Annotated in this window: 15 protein-coding genes and 1 pseudogene; 4 read left to right on the forward strand and 12 right to left on the reverse strand. The window is 42.8% G+C overall.

What is annotated here, in order from left to right; genetic code table 11:
* Positions 1-252: pseudogene (locus ACTNES_RS07595) on the reverse strand (PQQ-binding-like beta-propeller repeat protein); the annotation flags it as partial.
* Positions 253-485: 233 nt separating this feature from the next.
* The gene (locus tag ACTNES_RS07600) at positions 486-563 is read right to left on the reverse strand and encodes a DUF6783 domain-containing protein (RefSeq protein WP_441039067.1); all 78 of its coding nucleotides are present in this window, start codon (positions 561-563) and stop codon (positions 486-488) included.
* Between ACTNES_RS07600 and ACTNES_RS07605 the strand changes: the two genes are divergently transcribed.
* The gene (locus ACTNES_RS07605; RefSeq protein ID WP_334300734.1) at positions 537-623 is read left to right on the forward strand and encodes a hypothetical protein; all 87 of its coding nucleotides are present in this window, start codon (positions 537-539) and stop codon (positions 621-623) included. The two genes, ACTNES_RS07600 and ACTNES_RS07605, sit on opposite strands and share 27 nt — an antisense overlap.
* Here the strand turns inward: ACTNES_RS07605 and ACTNES_RS07610 are convergent.
* The 6 genes from ACTNES_RS07610 to ACTNES_RS07635 all read right to left on the reverse strand — a co-directional run bounded on the left by ACTNES_RS07610 (position 584) and on the right by ACTNES_RS07635 (position 10,170).
* Entirely contained in the window at positions 584-1,798 is a 1,215-nt protein-coding gene (locus tag ACTNES_RS07610; protein ID WP_291816635.1) for a D-alanyl-D-alanine carboxypeptidase family protein, read from the reverse strand. The two genes, ACTNES_RS07605 and ACTNES_RS07610, sit on opposite strands and share 40 nt — an antisense overlap.
* Before the next feature lie 259 nt (positions 1,799-2,057).
* Positions 2,058-3,656: a cardiolipin synthase gene (gene cls / locus ACTNES_RS07615; protein WP_253292449.1), complete on the reverse strand. Its 1,599-nt coding sequence runs from the start codon at positions 3,654-3,656 to the stop codon at positions 2,058-2,060.
* Positions 3,657-3,851: 195 nt separating this feature from the next.
* A complete protein-coding gene (gene rpsU / locus ACTNES_RS07620; protein WP_004222305.1) occupies positions 3,852-4,028 on the reverse strand; it encodes a 30S ribosomal protein S21 in 177 nt (58 codons plus the stop codon).
* 219 nt (positions 4,029-4,247) lie between these two features.
* Positions 4,248-6,887 (reverse strand): alanine--tRNA ligase, encoded by a 2,640-nt coding sequence (alaS, locus tag ACTNES_RS07625; RefSeq protein WP_291803840.1) that lies wholly within the window; start codon positions 6,885-6,887, stop codon positions 4,248-4,250.
* A 181-nt stretch (positions 6,888-7,068) separates the two neighbouring features.
* On the reverse strand, positions 7,069-8,298 hold the full coding sequence (gene tyrS / locus ACTNES_RS07630; protein WP_441039063.1) for a tyrosine--tRNA ligase: 1,230 nt from the start codon (positions 8,296-8,298) through the stop codon (positions 7,069-7,071).
* A 498-nt stretch (positions 8,299-8,796) separates the two neighbouring features.
* Positions 8,797-10,170, reverse strand: coding sequence for a cell wall hydrolase (locus ACTNES_RS07635; protein WP_320813499.1), 1,374 nt, complete (start codon positions 10,168-10,170; stop codon positions 8,797-8,799).
* Between the two features lie 309 nt (positions 10,171-10,479).
* Between ACTNES_RS07635 and ACTNES_RS07640 the strand changes: the two genes are divergently transcribed.
* Complete coding sequence (locus tag ACTNES_RS07640) at positions 10,480-10,758, forward strand: hypothetical protein (protein WP_291803801.1); 279 nt, start codon at positions 10,480-10,482, stop codon at positions 10,756-10,758.
* A gap of 69 nt (positions 10,759-10,827) precedes the next feature.
* Here the strand turns inward: ACTNES_RS07640 and ACTNES_RS07645 are convergent, their stop codons facing one another.
* The gene (locus ACTNES_RS07645; RefSeq protein ID WP_291803800.1) at positions 10,828-10,986 is read right to left on the reverse strand and encodes a hypothetical protein; all 159 of its coding nucleotides are present in this window, start codon (positions 10,984-10,986) and stop codon (positions 10,828-10,830) included.
* Positions 10,987-11,088: 102 nt separating this feature from the next.
* On the opposite strand from ACTNES_RS07645, the gene ACTNES_RS07650 reads away from it, so the two are divergent.
* Both ACTNES_RS07650 and ACTNES_RS07655 read left to right on the forward strand, forming a co-directional pair.
* Positions 11,089-11,454 (forward strand): hypothetical protein, encoded by a 366-nt coding sequence (locus ACTNES_RS07650; protein WP_291816631.1) that lies wholly within the window; start codon positions 11,089-11,091, stop codon positions 11,452-11,454.
* Positions 11,447-11,719 (forward strand): hypothetical protein, encoded by a 273-nt coding sequence (locus ACTNES_RS07655; protein ID WP_291803795.1) that lies wholly within the window; start codon positions 11,447-11,449, stop codon positions 11,717-11,719. Before ACTNES_RS07650 ends, ACTNES_RS07655 begins: the two co-directional genes overlap by 8 nt.
* A 159-nt stretch (positions 11,720-11,878) precedes the next feature.
* Here ACTNES_RS07655 and ACTNES_RS07660 read toward each other — a convergent pair whose 3' ends face one another.
* The 3 genes from ACTNES_RS07660 to rimO all read right to left on the reverse strand — a co-directional run bounded on the left by ACTNES_RS07660 (position 11,879) and on the right by rimO (position 15,289).
* On the reverse strand, positions 11,879-13,135 hold the full coding sequence (locus tag ACTNES_RS07660) for a competence/damage-inducible protein A (RefSeq protein WP_291803792.1): 1,257 nt from the start codon (positions 13,133-13,135) through the stop codon (positions 11,879-11,881).
* Between the two features lie 293 nt (positions 13,136-13,428).
* On the reverse strand, positions 13,429-13,968 hold the full coding sequence (pgsA, locus tag ACTNES_RS07665; RefSeq protein WP_291803790.1) for a CDP-diacylglycerol--glycerol-3-phosphate 3-phosphatidyltransferase: 540 nt from the start codon (positions 13,966-13,968) through the stop codon (positions 13,429-13,431).
* A complete protein-coding gene (gene rimO, locus ACTNES_RS07670) occupies positions 13,952-15,289 on the reverse strand; it encodes a 30S ribosomal protein S12 methylthiotransferase RimO (RefSeq protein WP_291803788.1) in 1,338 nt (445 codons plus the stop codon). The genes pgsA and rimO overlap by 17 nt, the downstream gene beginning before the upstream one ends.
* Positions 15,290-15,352 lie beyond the last annotated feature (63 nt).

Here is a 15,352-nt window from a genome sequence, read left to right on the forward strand (position 1 = left end):
TGCTTTGGCAGATAATACTTCCCTTGCATTTCCACTGCCAGTCTTTTTACCGGACAAAAAAATCATGCTTCCTGAAAATACAAGCAATAGTACCAGAATGATGATTCCGCCAATCTTAACCTGTGGTTTCAGACGAAAACTTCTGCGTTTCCGTGCTCTTTCCTGCACGATCGCTTTTTGAAGATGTTCCGGTCTTGCGGATTTTTCCTTGTGTCCACTTTCCCTAAAAGGTGTCTTTCTCTTTTGGTTCATACTTTTCTCCTTAAAAATCTAGTCAGGCAGATAAAATCATGTGCTTTGCTCCTTGCTCATTCCGCCCCTGACCTGATGTCTGTAAAAACAGTTTATCATACAACGCCTGATATAGTAAACAATAATATTCGCACAGCATCTGCAACTGCAAACATCAGGCTACTGTTCACTCCGTTCTCAGTAACAATATTATAGCAATCTTTCCATACCCGGCAATATGCTTCGCAGGATTATCACCCTTCTACGACAACCGAATTCGGGCAAAATATACCGCAAAGTGGGGCGTGCAGATTGCGGGAATGATTTTTCAAACACGCTCTAAAACAGCAACTTACAAATTTTCCAATACCGTCTTCAATGCATCCATATAAGTCGCTTTCGGCACAGTTTTGTCGTATAAAATATCTACTCTGCCTAATTCTCTGTCCCCAGCAGAATAAATCATTTCGCCCGCTTTGCTGCCTTTTTTTATCGGTGCATCTACTTCGCGATGAATGCGAAGTTTTCTTTTTACATCAGAAATATTCTGTCCATCGGTGCTGAGATACTGGAATTGTTTCTGATAAGTGAGGGGGACTGTTTTTTCTTTTCCTTTTCTGACCGGTACCTCCGGAAGCGCCTGCATTTTTTTGTCTATGTAGAGACTGCATTTGGAAAAGCCATAGTTGAGCATGGATGCGGCATCTTTGAAACGGACTTTATAGTCGGGAGCAGCCATTACTACTGCGATCAGGGTGATTCCATTCCTCTTTGCTACCGCACTCAGACAGTATTTGGCAATACTGGTACTGCCGGTTTTCAGGCCGACACATCCCTCATAGCTGCGGATCAGTTTGTTGGTATTTGTAAGCCCGAATTCACTGGAACCCTGTCTGGTTACGTGAGTGATATTCTCCATCCAGATGGAGGAATATTCCAGAATCTTTGGATATTTTGTAATCAGCTCACGGCTCATAATTGCGATGTCTCTGGCTGTCGTGTAATGATTTGTGGATTCCGTCAAGCCGCAACAGTCTTCAAAACTGGTGTTTTCCATTCCCAGTTCTGCTGCACGCTCATTCATGTGACGGACAAATTCCTGCTCACTGCCGCAGATATGCTCGGCCATAGCTACACTGGCATCATTTCCCGAAGCGATCACAATACATTTGATCAGGGTTTCCACTGTCTGTGTTTCGCCTTCTTCCAGAAATACCTGAGAACCTCCCATGGACCTGGCATGGGCACTGGTTGTTACAACGTCGTCCATTTTCAAATTTCCTTTTTCCAGTGCATCAAAGATCAGGATCAATGTCATGATCTTCGTAATACTGGCCGGACTTCGTCTGGTGTCCTGATTTTTCTGGTAAATGACAGTCCCTGTCTGAGCTTCCATCAGAATTCCGGACGGTGCCTGGATCAGGTCTGCAGTCTCTGGCTGCTGGCTGCTGTTTTCCTGTATCGTTTCATCTGTAGAATTGTTCTGTGCTCTGACTGCCAGCGGTGTCAGAAGCATGATAAGTGATATGATACATGCACATATTAATGAAATCCATTTCTTTACCATATTTTCGCTCCGGCAGATATATTCTATTCTATTATAAAAACATTTTTTAGAAAATATGCCTGTATATCCTGTTGCTGAAAAAGATCCTGCAAATACAATCTAAGTCATTTATAAACTGGTTTGATGATGACCCTGACTACTATTTCTTCATTTTAGGTCATCCATGAGCTGGTTTGGCTTTTCTTATTTATTTACATAAAAATAGATGTAATGTATATCTTTTCATATTTATACATTACACCTATTTTTTATAATTCACTTACAGCATCGGAGCAAACACGCGGAAGATATTCTGCATCATACGCACCCCTATATTTCTGTTCAGACAGAATTCCAGCTCTACAGGACGACAGTATTCCATTGTCTGGACAAAATCGTCCTTGATATCCTGTATCACTCTGTTCTTATAAATCCATACACCATCTTCAAAGTGAAGATACAGACTTCGATAATCCAGATTGATAGTTCCTACCACGCCGATCTCATCATCGCACACAAAAGATTTCGCATGCAGAAAACCTGGCTGGTATTCATAGACTTTTACACCTGCTTCCAGCAACTGTTTGTAGTAGGACTGAGTCAGAAGAAATACCAGTTTCTTGTCCGGAATTCCAGGAGTCATAATACGGACATCTACCCCACTCTTAGCTGCCAGACACAGAGCTGTCATCATCTCATTATCAATGATCAGATATGGTGTACAAATGTACACATATTTCTTGGCTTTATTAATAATGTTCAGGTATACATTCTCGCCAACGATCTCCTCGTCCAGCGGAGTATCGCAGAATGGCTGAATAAATCCATCGCTCTCAAATTCTTCTTCATGGTATTTGTGCGGAAAATAAGCTTCATAATCAATGCTCTCATCAGATCTGCCTACAACCGCCCACATATGAAGAAACATAGCTGTCATATTCCAGACTGCCTCACCTTTGAGCATTACTGCAGTGTCTTTCCAATGACCGAACCGCTCCTTCTGATTGATGTATTCATCTGCCAGATTGATACCACCGGTAAATCCTACCCATCCGTCTATGATACAAAGTTTCCTGTGGTCACGGTTATTCTGAATGATATTCAGAAGTGGACGGAACGGGTTAAACACCTGACAGGAAATCCCCTTGGCACGGAGTTCTTCATAATATTTATGCGGAAGTGTGGTAAGACACCCAAATCCATCGTAGATCAGGCGGACATCTACGCCTTCTGCTGCTTTCTCTTCCAGAATATGAAGGATAGTCTGCCACATCACGCCATCATTAATAATGAAATATTCGATAAAAATATATTTCTTCGCCTGTTTCAATTCCCTGACAAGCATCGGAAACATATCATCTCCTACCTGGAAATATTCTGCTGTGGTATTCTCATGAACCGGAAATCTGGAATTATCCGAAATATATCTGGACTGGATCGCAGCTGACGGATTCATCTCTTCCAGCCTCTCTCTTGTCTCAGGCCGATCCTGCAGATAATCCCTGCTTTCCTCAATCCTTTGTTCAAAATGCTGCTGCATGATCGTGGCAATCCTGGAACGTCCGAAAAGGAAATACAGAACGACTCCGAGGATTGGCAGCACCAGGATCAGTATGATCCACGCCAGTTTATACGATGGATTAATCTCCTTGTTCAGAATCCATAATACAATCACAACTCCTGCCAGCTTAAGCAGGATATCTACATATCTGGAATAAGTCGCCAGACGCAGTACCATCATCATGATCCAGCCAAACTGAACCAAAATAGCTACTGCCACATAAAAGATTCTGTTAAAGAGCAGCTTGGCAATTTTCTTTAACAGTAACAGGATCCAGTTTTTCTTTTCTTTCAGTCTTTTGTTGTTCTCTGCTTTCAAGATTATTTCCTTCCCCTGACCGATTCATAAGTACATTTTTGTTACTGTACCTGAATCAAATATGCGTTACTGTTCATTTTATTTTCAGTAACAATGTCAAATTTCATTCCAGATTGCCTGTGGCAATGGAATTTCGGCTTATTTCTCCATTATGATAAAAATCCCTGACAAACTGTCAGGGATTTTTGCGCACAATTAATTATATTTACGTTTTCTTGCGGCTTCAGATTTCTTTTTACGACGAACGCTTGGTTTCTCGTAATGCTCTCTTTTGCGGATTTCCTGCTGAATTCCTGCTTTTGCGCAGCTTCTCTTGAATCTGCGAAGAGCGCTATCTAAAGTCTCGTTCTCTTTTACGATTACGTTTGACATAGACTCACACCTAACCTCCCTCCAGTTGTAGATTGTGCTAAAATACAACTGTCTGGGTATTTTTCTTGCACAAGTGATATTATATATCATTGCCGGTGTGTTCGTCAACATCTTTTTGGTTAAATTTTGCAGAAATTTGAATCTTGTCTATCTGTCACTATTTTGTTGAAAATCCACTCTTATTTCTGGAGAATTTAAACGAACAAAAGCAGTCCCTTATTATTTCAGCTGACCTTCAAGGATTCCTGCTGCTGCATCTACAGCTTCCTGAGCTTTGGCCGGGTTCTTTCCGCCGGCCTGAGCCATGTTCGGACGTCCGCCGCCGCCACCGCCTACGATCGCTGCTACCGCTTTGATCAGGTTACCTGCATGAGCGCCTGCTTTCTGTGCAGCATCTGTAGCCATAGCAAGAAGGTTTACTTTCTCACCGTTTACTGCAGCCAGAAGGACAACACCTTCACCAAGTTTGCCTTTGAGCTGATCGCCAAGGTCACGAAGTCCGTTCATGTCAACTCCGTCTACTTTTGCGGCAAGGAGCTTCACACCTTTGACTTCTACTACTTTATTCATAACATCTCCCAGAGCACCCTGAGCCAGTTTACTCTTTAAGGATTCGTTTTCACTGGAGAGTGCTTTTACTTCTCCCTGAAGATGTCCGATCTTCTCTACGATTTCTGCAGGATTTGCCTTCAGAGCTTTTGCTGCTGCGTGAAGCAGTTCTTCCTGTTTCTTATAGTATTCCAGAACTCCATTGCCTGTCAGAGCTTCGATACGGCGAACACCTGCTGCGATACCGGATTCGGAAACGATCTTGAACAGCATAATGTTGCTTGTGTTTGCTACGTGAGTACCACCACAGAGTTCCCTGGAGAAGTCACCCATAGATACGACACGTACTTTCTGATCATATTTCTCTCCGAACAGAGCCATTGCTCCGGATTTCTTAGCTTCTTCGATGTCCATAACATCTGTACGGACTTCAAGACCTGCCTGGATTTCTTTGTTTACCAGTGCTTCTGCCTCTGCGATCTCTTCCGCTGTCATAGCCTGGAAATGAGCAAAGTCGAAACGAAGTCTGTCTGGTGTTACCAGAGAACCTTTCTGTTCTACATGGCTTCCAAGGACTGTCTTTAATGCTTTCTGAAGAAGATGTGTTGCACTGTGATTCTTCTCAGTGTCTCTTCTTGCAGCTTCATTTACTTTCAGGGAAACAGTTTCGCCTGTGGAGATCATACCGGATTCCATATGACCTACATGACCGAATTTGCCGCCACGGAGTTTGATCGTATCTTCTACTACGAACTTACCGTTTGCAGTTTCGATCACACCTGTGTCACCGACCTGTCCACCCATAGTTGCATAGAATGGAGTCTGCTCTACAAAGATTGTTCCTTTCTGACCTTCCATCAGGGAGTTAACGATCTCTGTGTCTGTTGTAAGAACAGTTACTTTTGAATCAAAGGTAAGATGATCATATCCTACGAATTCTGTTGTAACGTTTACATCAATATCATCATATACAGTTGCGTCAGCACCCATATAGTTGGTTACTTCACGTGCAGAACGAGCCTTGTTTCTCTGCTCTTCCATACATTTCTGGAAACCTTCCTCATCGATGTCATAACCTTTTTCCTCAAGGATCTCTTTTGTAAGATCCATCGGGAATCCATAAGTATCATATAATTTGAATGCATTTTCGCCGGAAAGTGTTTTCTCTCCTGCTGCTTTCATTGCATCTTCCATTTCGCCAAGGATACGAAGACCCTGATCGATAGTCTTATTGAACTGGTTTTCTTCGTTTGTAAGAACCTTGAAGATGAATTCTTTCTTCTCTTCCAGTTCCGGATATCCTGCTTTGGAACCATTGATCACTTCTTCACTTAATTTCGCAAGGAAAGTACCTTTGATGCCAAGAAGACGTCCGTGACGTGCTGCACGACGGATCAGACGGCGGAGTACATATCCACGACCTTCGTTTGTAGGCATGATACCATCGGAGATCATAAATGTTGCAGAACGGATATGGTCTGTGATCAGACGGATGGATACGTCATCGTTATAATTCTTCTCATATTCTTTTCCTGAAATCTCGCATACCAGGTTACGCAGTGCGCAAATAGTATCTACGTCAAAGATAGAATCTACGTCCTGAACAACAACTGCCAAACGTTCCAGACCCATACCTGTATCAATGTTCTTCTGTTTCAGTGTTGTATAGTTTCCGTTACCGTCGTTCTCAAACTGAGTAAATACGTTGTTCCATACTTCCATGTAACGGTCGCAGTCACATCCTACTGTACAGTCAGGTTTGCCACAGCCGTATTTCTCTCCACGGTCATAATAAATCTCTGAACATGGACCGCAAGGACCAGCACCATGCTCCCAGAAGTTGTCTTCTTTTCCGAAACGGAAAATTCTCTCAGCCGGGATTCCGATTTCTTTGTTCCAGATGTCGAATGCTTCATCATCATCCAGATATACAGACGGATAAAGACGGTTTGCGTCCAGACCAACTACTTCTGTAAGGAATTCCCAGGACCAGTGGATCGCTTCTGTTTTGAAGTAATCACCAAATGAGAAGTTACCAAGCATTTCAAAGAATGTACCATGACGTGAGGTTTTACCTACATTCTCGATATCACCTGTACGGATACATTTCTGGCAGGTACTTACTCTTGTTCTCGGCGGGATTTCAGCACCTGTAAAATATGGTTTCAGCGGAGCCATACCTGCGTTGATCAGCAGAAGACTCTTATCTCCCTGTGGTACCAGGGAAAAGCTTTTCATTACCAGATGTCCTTTGCTCTCCATGAAGTCGAGGAACATCTGACGAAGTTCGTTTACTCCGTATTTCTTCATAACCTTTTCCTCCTGAATCAGATATGCAGATATTTCTCTGACAGACTCCATAAGAATCTGTTTGGAAATACTCCGCACATCCTGATATTTTTTATAATCCTCTATACATATTCTGTCCGATTTCCAAAAACATAACGTCTTTTTACCGCCGGACCATTTCATGCATTTCTTATATTATATATTATTTTGCCAGAACTTTGTTAAATTTCTTTTTGCCCTTTTTCAGCACTACACCTTCGCCTGTAAGTGCATCTTTGGCAACTACATGTTTCACATCTGTGATCTTCTCACCATCAATGGAAACACCACCCTGCTCGATCGCACGGCGTCCTTCGGAACGTGTCGGAACCATTCCTGCTTTTACAAGCATGGAGATCAGGTCGATCGTTCCTTCTTCTGAGAAATCTTCATCTGTCAGCTCTGTAGTCGGCATATGTGCAGTGTCAGCGCCGCCTGCAAAAAGTGCTCTTGCGCCTTCCTGTGCTTTCTTTGCTTCTTCTTCGCCATGAACCAGATTTGTCAGTTCGTATGCAAGGATTTCTTTTGCTTTGTTTAACTGGCTTCCTTCCCATTTAGCCATCTCGTCGATTTCTTCTAATGGAAGGAATGTAAGAAGACGCATACATTTGATAACATCTGCATCATCCACGTTTCTCCAGTACAGATAGAAGTCGAATGGAGAAGTTTTCTCCGGATCAAGCCATACAGCACCGGACTGAGTTTTACCCATCTTCTTTCCTTCGGAATTCAGAAGAAGTGTGATAGTCATTGCATAAGCATCTTTACCAAGTTTACGACGGATCAGCTCTGTACCGCCAAGCATATTTGCCCACTGGTCATCACCACCGAACTGCATAGTACAGCCGTATTTCTGATACAGCATGTAAAAGTCGTAGCTCTGCATGATCACGTAGTTGAATTCAAGGAATGTAAGTCCACGTTCCATACGCTGTTTGTAGCACTCGTGAGAGAGCATACGGTTTACAGAGAAATGTGGTCCAACATCACGAAGAACTTCTACATAGTTTAAGTTCATCAGCCAGTCAGCATTGTTTACCATTAATGCCTTGCCGTCTGAGAAGTCGATAAAACGCTCCATCTGTTTCTTGAAGCAGTCAATGTTGTGCTGAATGGTCTCCACTGTCATCATCTGACGCATATCAGATCTTCCGGACGGGTCACCGATCATACCGGTTCCGCCGCCTAATAATGCGATTGGTTTATTTCCCGCCATCTGCAGACGTTTCATCAGGCAGAGCGCCATGAAATGTCCCACATGAAGGCTGTCTGCGGTAGGGTCAAAGCCGATATAAAATGTGGCTTTTCCATTATTTACCATTTCTTTGATCTCTTCTTCGTCTGTTACCTGGGCAATCAGACCACGGGCTTTCAGCTCGTCCCAAACTGTCATTGTTTGTTTCCTCCTCATTATAAAATAAAACAACCCGGTTCCTGTCCGTTTAGGACGAGAACCGGGTCCCGCGATACCACCTAAATTCACAGAAAACTCGCATTCTCTGCCTCCATAAGTAACAAGCCATGCCATTGTTGTAAGAAACAACAATTCTCCCTGTTACTTAAGCATGTTAACGGATGCCACTCCGCTGCAGCCTACTTACCTGTGTGATGTTTCCAGAGTGTTCGGTACAGAGCTCCGGGAGGTATTCACACAAGTTCCCCATGCGCCTCTCACCTGCCGGCTGCTCTCTGTCTGCTTTCCTTATGTTACTCTTTCCCATCTGTGCTTTTTCATATCAGGTCAGGAACAAAATACCTTTTGATCCTGACATCATCATATATCTGCAAGTATACAAATACAATTTTTATTTGTCAAGGAATTTAACATAGATTCCGCTGTATTTTATCAACTTAAAGCATTAATGTATCGCTCTGTTCATTCTTATTCTTTTTATCCTACGATCCAGTCTACAAAGAACACATGTCCCTTATACTGCTCATATTCCAGTTTGCTGAAATTAAGATTCTGCGCCCGGAATGCCGCCGGAGTCATAAAGTATTTATAATTGAAATCCTTTGTCGAAAATCCCGGAAGTGTTCTTTTTGTACCACGATTTACATAATTATTAAAGATTTCCATTGCTGCCTTTGCTGCCGCATAAGCATTGGTCCTGTCTTCAAACTGACCGTTCAGTCTCTTTAACAGTGCTCCATCTGTAACAACTGCATACTGGGTCGGTTTTCCCTGATATACGACATAACGGATCTGTGATGGGAAATCTTTGTCTACATCAATCGTACAGTTCAATACACAAAGGGCAACCGCTTCCATTCCTACAAGTCCCTGATCACCGGCTTCTGAATCACATACTGCTGCAAGCAGATCCAGATCGGATACTGTTCCATCGGCAATTCCCGGATGCTGCACGAACTGCTTCTCCATATAATAGTTTTTGTTATTCTTTGCATCATAAACCTTGACATATCCGTCACTTCCAATCTGATAGTTGGAAGATGTCTTAGCCGCCACACCATCAGAATCAAACAGATATGTAGTTCCGTCAATAGAGGCGATCGTGCCTGCCAGCATAACACCGGATTCATTAAAATAATACTTCTTTCCGTCCAATGTCAGCCATCCGATCTTCGCCTTACCGTCTGACGGGTCAAAATAGTATTTCTTACTTCCTACTGTTCCGAAACCTTTCTGATAACGGACACCTGTTGTCTTTGAAAAATAATAATAATCAGAACCAACTTTCTCAAGTCCCACGTACATGATTCCATTGGATGGTTTAAAATATCTGTAGTTTCCTGCAGTACTCTTTGTCCAGCCTGTACACATACGTCCATTGCTCTGACTGAAATATCTCTTCTGTTCCTGTTTGTTCTCTACCCAGCCCTTTGCCATAACGCCTGAGCCGCTGTAGAAATAGTATTTGTAGTCATCAGAGTCTGTGAGCCAGCCTCTTGTCATAAGGCCTGTTTTCTCATCAAAATGGCGGGTATTTCCATTGGAGTCTGTGATAAATCCAGTCACCATGTATCCCGCACCACTGGTAAAATATCTGATCGCTTTTCCGCTGGAGTCCTTTACCCAGCCTTTTACCTGTACACCTGTACTCTTGTTGAAATAATATTTCTTTCCGTTAAGCTCCAGCCATCCTTTCTGCTTGGAGCCGTCTTTGTTTATGTAATAAGTTTTGCCATTCTGGGTCACAAATCCTGTTTTCGTTGCCGCGGATACACTAACACAGCCCAGTACAAAAACGGTTATTACAAAAAGGAGCAGATACTTTAACAATAGCTTCCCATGTTTCTTCATTTTTATTCCCCGTTTCCTCTCTTCGCTTTTACACATTGTTTTACGTTTTAATTGGGTTATTGTTGCATTTCTTTCTCAATCATTACAGATTTGTTACAAGTCATATTATATCCGATTCATATATTATTGTCAACTTGTGAAAACTGCCAATTCTTCCCTTTCCCATTACGCTGATTTACAAAACCTTTCAGCTGTTTCTCTCGAACAAATGGCTGTTTCTGTGAAAAAGTATTGTTTTCGCCGCTGGCTGTAACACATTTCAGATCCACACATATGATATGAGTGTAAAGAAATTCTGGAGGATTTAACATGAGTGACTTAGCTGCTACAAATTGCGGATGCGGAGAAGACAGAGGCGGATGTGGATGCAATAATAATGGCTGCGGATGCGACAACGGATGCAATAACGGCTGGGGACTTTCCTGCGGAAATAACTCCTGCTACAATATCCTGTGGATCATTATCTTACTGTGTCTGTGCGGCAATAACGGATGCGGATGTAACAATGGATGTGGCAACGGCGACAGCTGCTGGATCATCATTGTACTGCTTCTGCTCTGCGGCAATGGCTGCGGATGTGGATGCTGATAACCATTTCATTCAGGCAGAGGGCCGTTCCCTCTGCCTTTTTTCGGGATGTCGGCCACTGCGCACTAATTAGTTTTGTTTTTTCTTCCTGTTTATAGAATTATTTTTTAACTGTGTATTTCTGTTTTTCTGCCTGTTTTTATTTCTGACACATTCCATATCTATTTCATAAAAAGCATTTCCGTCCATGACCAGCTTTTCTTTATTTTCATCGGATTCCGGTTTCATTCTTTTATTCTCCAATTTCCATTTTCTATAATTTATTATATGTCAGAATCCTTTTCTCCGTCATATCCTGTTAATAAAAATCATAAAATGGAAGCAGATCCTATGAATGATGATCATATTGCTCAGACTTTGCTGGATCAGATGGTCAGTTCAGACCGCGGTCAGCTGATAAAGGCTGCCATTCCCTATCTACCGCCTAAAGGACAGCAGATCTTCTCTGTTTATGAAAAAGCTGCTGAACTGCTTAATACAGTTTCTATTTTCGGCAGATCAGACTCCGAAAGCAGTTTAAGTGCAATGAGTATACCTGCTCAGGATCCTATGGACATGATCAATGACATCCGCAGCTTTTGTTATGGACCAAGCAGGGATAAATTAAATCAGATGGTAAATATGATGGCAATGGTTCAGATGCTTCAGCTGATGAAACAGCCTGATAACAACAAAAAGGAGGATGCAAATGAATGATGACTGGCGTAATAACCCACGCCTTGCAGGGATGGACCGCTCCAAGCTGGATATGCTCCAGAATCTGGCGGCTCAGGGAAGTAACAAAGGGGCAAATGACATGCTGCCTTTTCTTATGAATGCAGCAGCACAGGGAAAAAAGGGTGGATTGAATTTTAATGCAAATGAAATCTCTACGATCATTGAAGTTCTGAAGATGGGAAAATCCCCGCAGGAAGCTCAGAAGCTGGATAAGATCGTTAATCTTATGAAGATGATGAAATAACAGAGAAGTGCCATAACAAACCCACAATTGTACCTGCCAAATAAAAAGAGTACATCTGCTGAAAACAAAGTCTTTTCCTCTGTTTTCGCAATGTACTCTAAAGCATGTTTGAAAAAGGCTTTCTGCAAAGTGGGGCGTGTAGATTGCGGGAATGCTTTTTCAAACACTTTCTAACAGACTGTCGCGGATAAATGTCAACGCCTGGGCAACCGCCTGACCTCTGATGCGGCTTCTGTTACCTGTGAAATGGAATTCTCTTGTGGTGGTTTTTCCGGCGCAGGTGCATCCCATGAATACGGTTCCTACAGGTGTCTCTTCTGTTCCACCGCCAGGACCTGCAAGTCCGGTTACAGAAAGGCATACATCTGCCTCCGCTGCTTTTGCGCCGCCTTTTGCCATTTCTTTGGCACATTTGGCTGAAACAGCACCCTCATTCTTCAGTGTACTCTTCTTTACTCCGAGACATTTTCTCTTTGCATGGTTTGTATAGGTCACATAACCGCACATCAGCACATCGGAAGCTCCCGGTACGTTTACGATGCGGGCTGCAACTGCACCGCCTGTGCAGGACTCGGCCAGAGATAAAGTCATATGTTTCTCTTTCAGAATATCTACAACTGCTTCTTCCAGAGTCTTGTCCTCTTTTGTGGCAAAAACATTCTTACCGTAGCGTTTCTTTAATTCACGGACAACCGGCTTGATCATTTCTTTGCATTTTTTCTCATTTTCTGCTTTTGCAGTGACTCTTAAATGTACTTCACCTGTCTTTGCATATGGAGCGATGGTCGGATTCGTCTGCTTCTCGATCAGATCCTGAATTTCTTCTGCTACCTGGCTTTCACCGATACCGCTGATCTTTACCATGCGTGAATAGATGATCTCCGGCTGTTTTTTTCGCAGGTATGGATATACAGATTCTTCAAACATCGGGATCATTTCGTTTGGAGGTCCCGGAAGCAGGATGGCTGTCTTGCCTTTCTTCTCCATGATCAGACCAGGAGCTGTACCATTGTGATTGTCCATGACAATAGAGTCTTTCGGTACCATAGTCTGTTTGTAGTTGTTCTTTGTGATGCGGCGCTGCGGATGATTCTTCTCATATTCCTGCAGATATGCTTCCATCAGTTCTTTTGTATGAGCATCTTCTACAAGTGGAAATCCCATTACTTCTGCTGTGATTTCTTTTGTCAGATCATCTTCTGTCGGTCCGAGACCGCCTGTAAGAATGATCACATCGGAACGGTCCAGCGCCGTTTTGATCACACTCTTCATTCTGTCCGGATTGTCACCTACTACGGACTGGTAATAAACTGCAAGACCAAGCTCTGCACATTTCTCTGACAAATAGGCACTGTTTGTGTTTACGATATTTCCAAGTAAGATCTCGGTTCCTACTGCAATTAATTCTGTAACCATGTTTTTTGCTTCCTTTCTGCTTTCGCATGCATTGTATACTGACACTTTATAACCAGCAAAGCAATAAGTCAATTAAATATTTCTTAAATACTGCCAGGCGGATAAAATCATCCGCTTCGCCACTTGCTCATAACCAAATATCTACTCCGCAATTTGGTTAAATTGTGAATATATAAAATGTTGAGGTCAAAGCCTGACCCCAACATTATACTGTTCGAATATTCTTTTTATTAATCCTGCATGGACAGGACACTCTTATTCTGCTTTTATCTGTTCAGCAGAGAGATACCTTTTTAATCCTGCATAGACAGAACACTCTTATTCTGCCAAATATATGTGATCAGGGAAATAATTGTGAGTGCTACTGAAAGCCAGATAAATACCTGCTCCAGAATGTCAAACACGCCCCCCAGATCAATCAGCAGCAAAATGATCATGATCATCTGAGATACCGTCTTGAATTTGCCCCAGTAATTGGCAGCAATTACAATCCCATTCTCAGCCGCTATCAGACGGAATCCGCTGATGATAAATTCTCTTCCTATAATGATGATGACAATCCATGCCGGAAGTTTATCCAGTTCGATAAAGCAGATCATTGCAGAGCAGACAAGCAGCTTATCTGCAAGAGGGTCCATAAATTTACCAAAATTTGTTACCAGATTATATTTTCTGGCAAGCTTTCCGTCGAACCAGTCAGTTACGCTGGCTACAACGAAAATAGCAAGGGAAATATAACGGTTTGCATCACCGCCCCAGCCTGTAAGCATAAACAGTACAAGAAATGGTACCAGAATCATTCTGGCTACTGTAAGTTTATTCGGTGTATTCATCTGCCAACTCTCCTATCAAATCATATTCCAGTGCACCGGTCACACGTACCTTTGCGAAATCTCCTGTCATAAGAAGCTCTCCTGTCTGCACAAAAATATAACCGTCGACCTTCGGTGCATCTCCGTAAGTTCTGCCAATGTATGCGCTCTCATCAGCTACTTTTCCCTCGATCATTACGAGAAGTTCCTGTCCGATGCGGTCCGTTCCCTTATCATAGGAAATCTCCTGCTGAAGTTCCATGATCTCATCACGGCGTTCTTCTTTCACTTCCTCAGGAACCTGATCAGGCATAGTTGCTGCCGGGGTATCCTCCTCCGGTGAGTAGGTAAATACTCCCAGGCGGTCAAATTCCATCTCGTCCACGAATCCCATCAGTTCTTCATGGTCTTCCTGTGTTTCTCCAGGGAAACCGGAGATCAGAGTGGTACGAAGTACAATATCCGGGATTTCCTGACGGAGTTTGTTTACGATGGCTACCAGTTCTGCCTGTGTAGTTCTTCTGCCCATTCTCTTTAAGATGCGGTCACTTGCATGCTGGATCGGAAGGTCCAGATAATGGCAGATTTTCTTCTCTTCTTTCATGGTCTGGATCAGTTCATCGTAAATCTCTTCCGGATAGCAGTAGAGTACACGGATCCAACGGATTCCTTTGATCTTACATAATTCTTTAAGAAGAACATGCAGAGATTTCTTACCGTAAATATCAGTTCCGTAAACGGTTGTTTCCTGTGCGACCAGGATCAGTTCTTTTACACCCTCTTCCGCCATCTCCTGTGCCTGTTCCAACAGACGTTCCATCGGAACGCTTCGGAATTTGCCTCGAAGTTTCGGAATAATACAGTAAGTACAATGCTTATCGCATCCTTCTGCAATCTTGAGATATCCGAAATGTCCACCGGTTGTCAGCACACGCTTTCCAAGTTTTTCCGGAAGATAATCGATATCCTTGAATTCCTCAAAGTGCTTTCCTTCCATTGCTTCATTGATCGCTTTAAGAATATCTCCGTAAGAAGTGGTACCAAGTACTGCATCAACTTCCGGTACTTCCTCGATGATCTCATTTTTGTAACGCTGTGCCATACATCCTGTTACGATAAGAACTTTACAGCTTCCGGCTTTCTTGTATTCTGCCATCTCAAGGATGGTGTTTACACTTTCTTCCTTCGCGTCATTGATGAAGCAGCAGGTATTTACCACGATTGCCTCTGCTTCTGTCTCATCGTCTACGATTTCAAATCCGTTGCTGGTGAGAAGTCCAAGCATCTCTTCAGAATCAACGAGGTTCTTGTCACAGCCTAATGATACGAATAATAATTTCATAAATTCTCCCATAGAGAATGTGTCTGAAAATATACTGCTGTAATTCTCAGACACACTCGTTTG

Source organism: Blautia sp. HCP3S3_D9, assembly GCF_052063845.1.
In the GTDB taxonomy this organism is placed as follows: Bacteria; Bacillota; Clostridia; order Lachnospirales; family Lachnospiraceae; genus Blautia_A.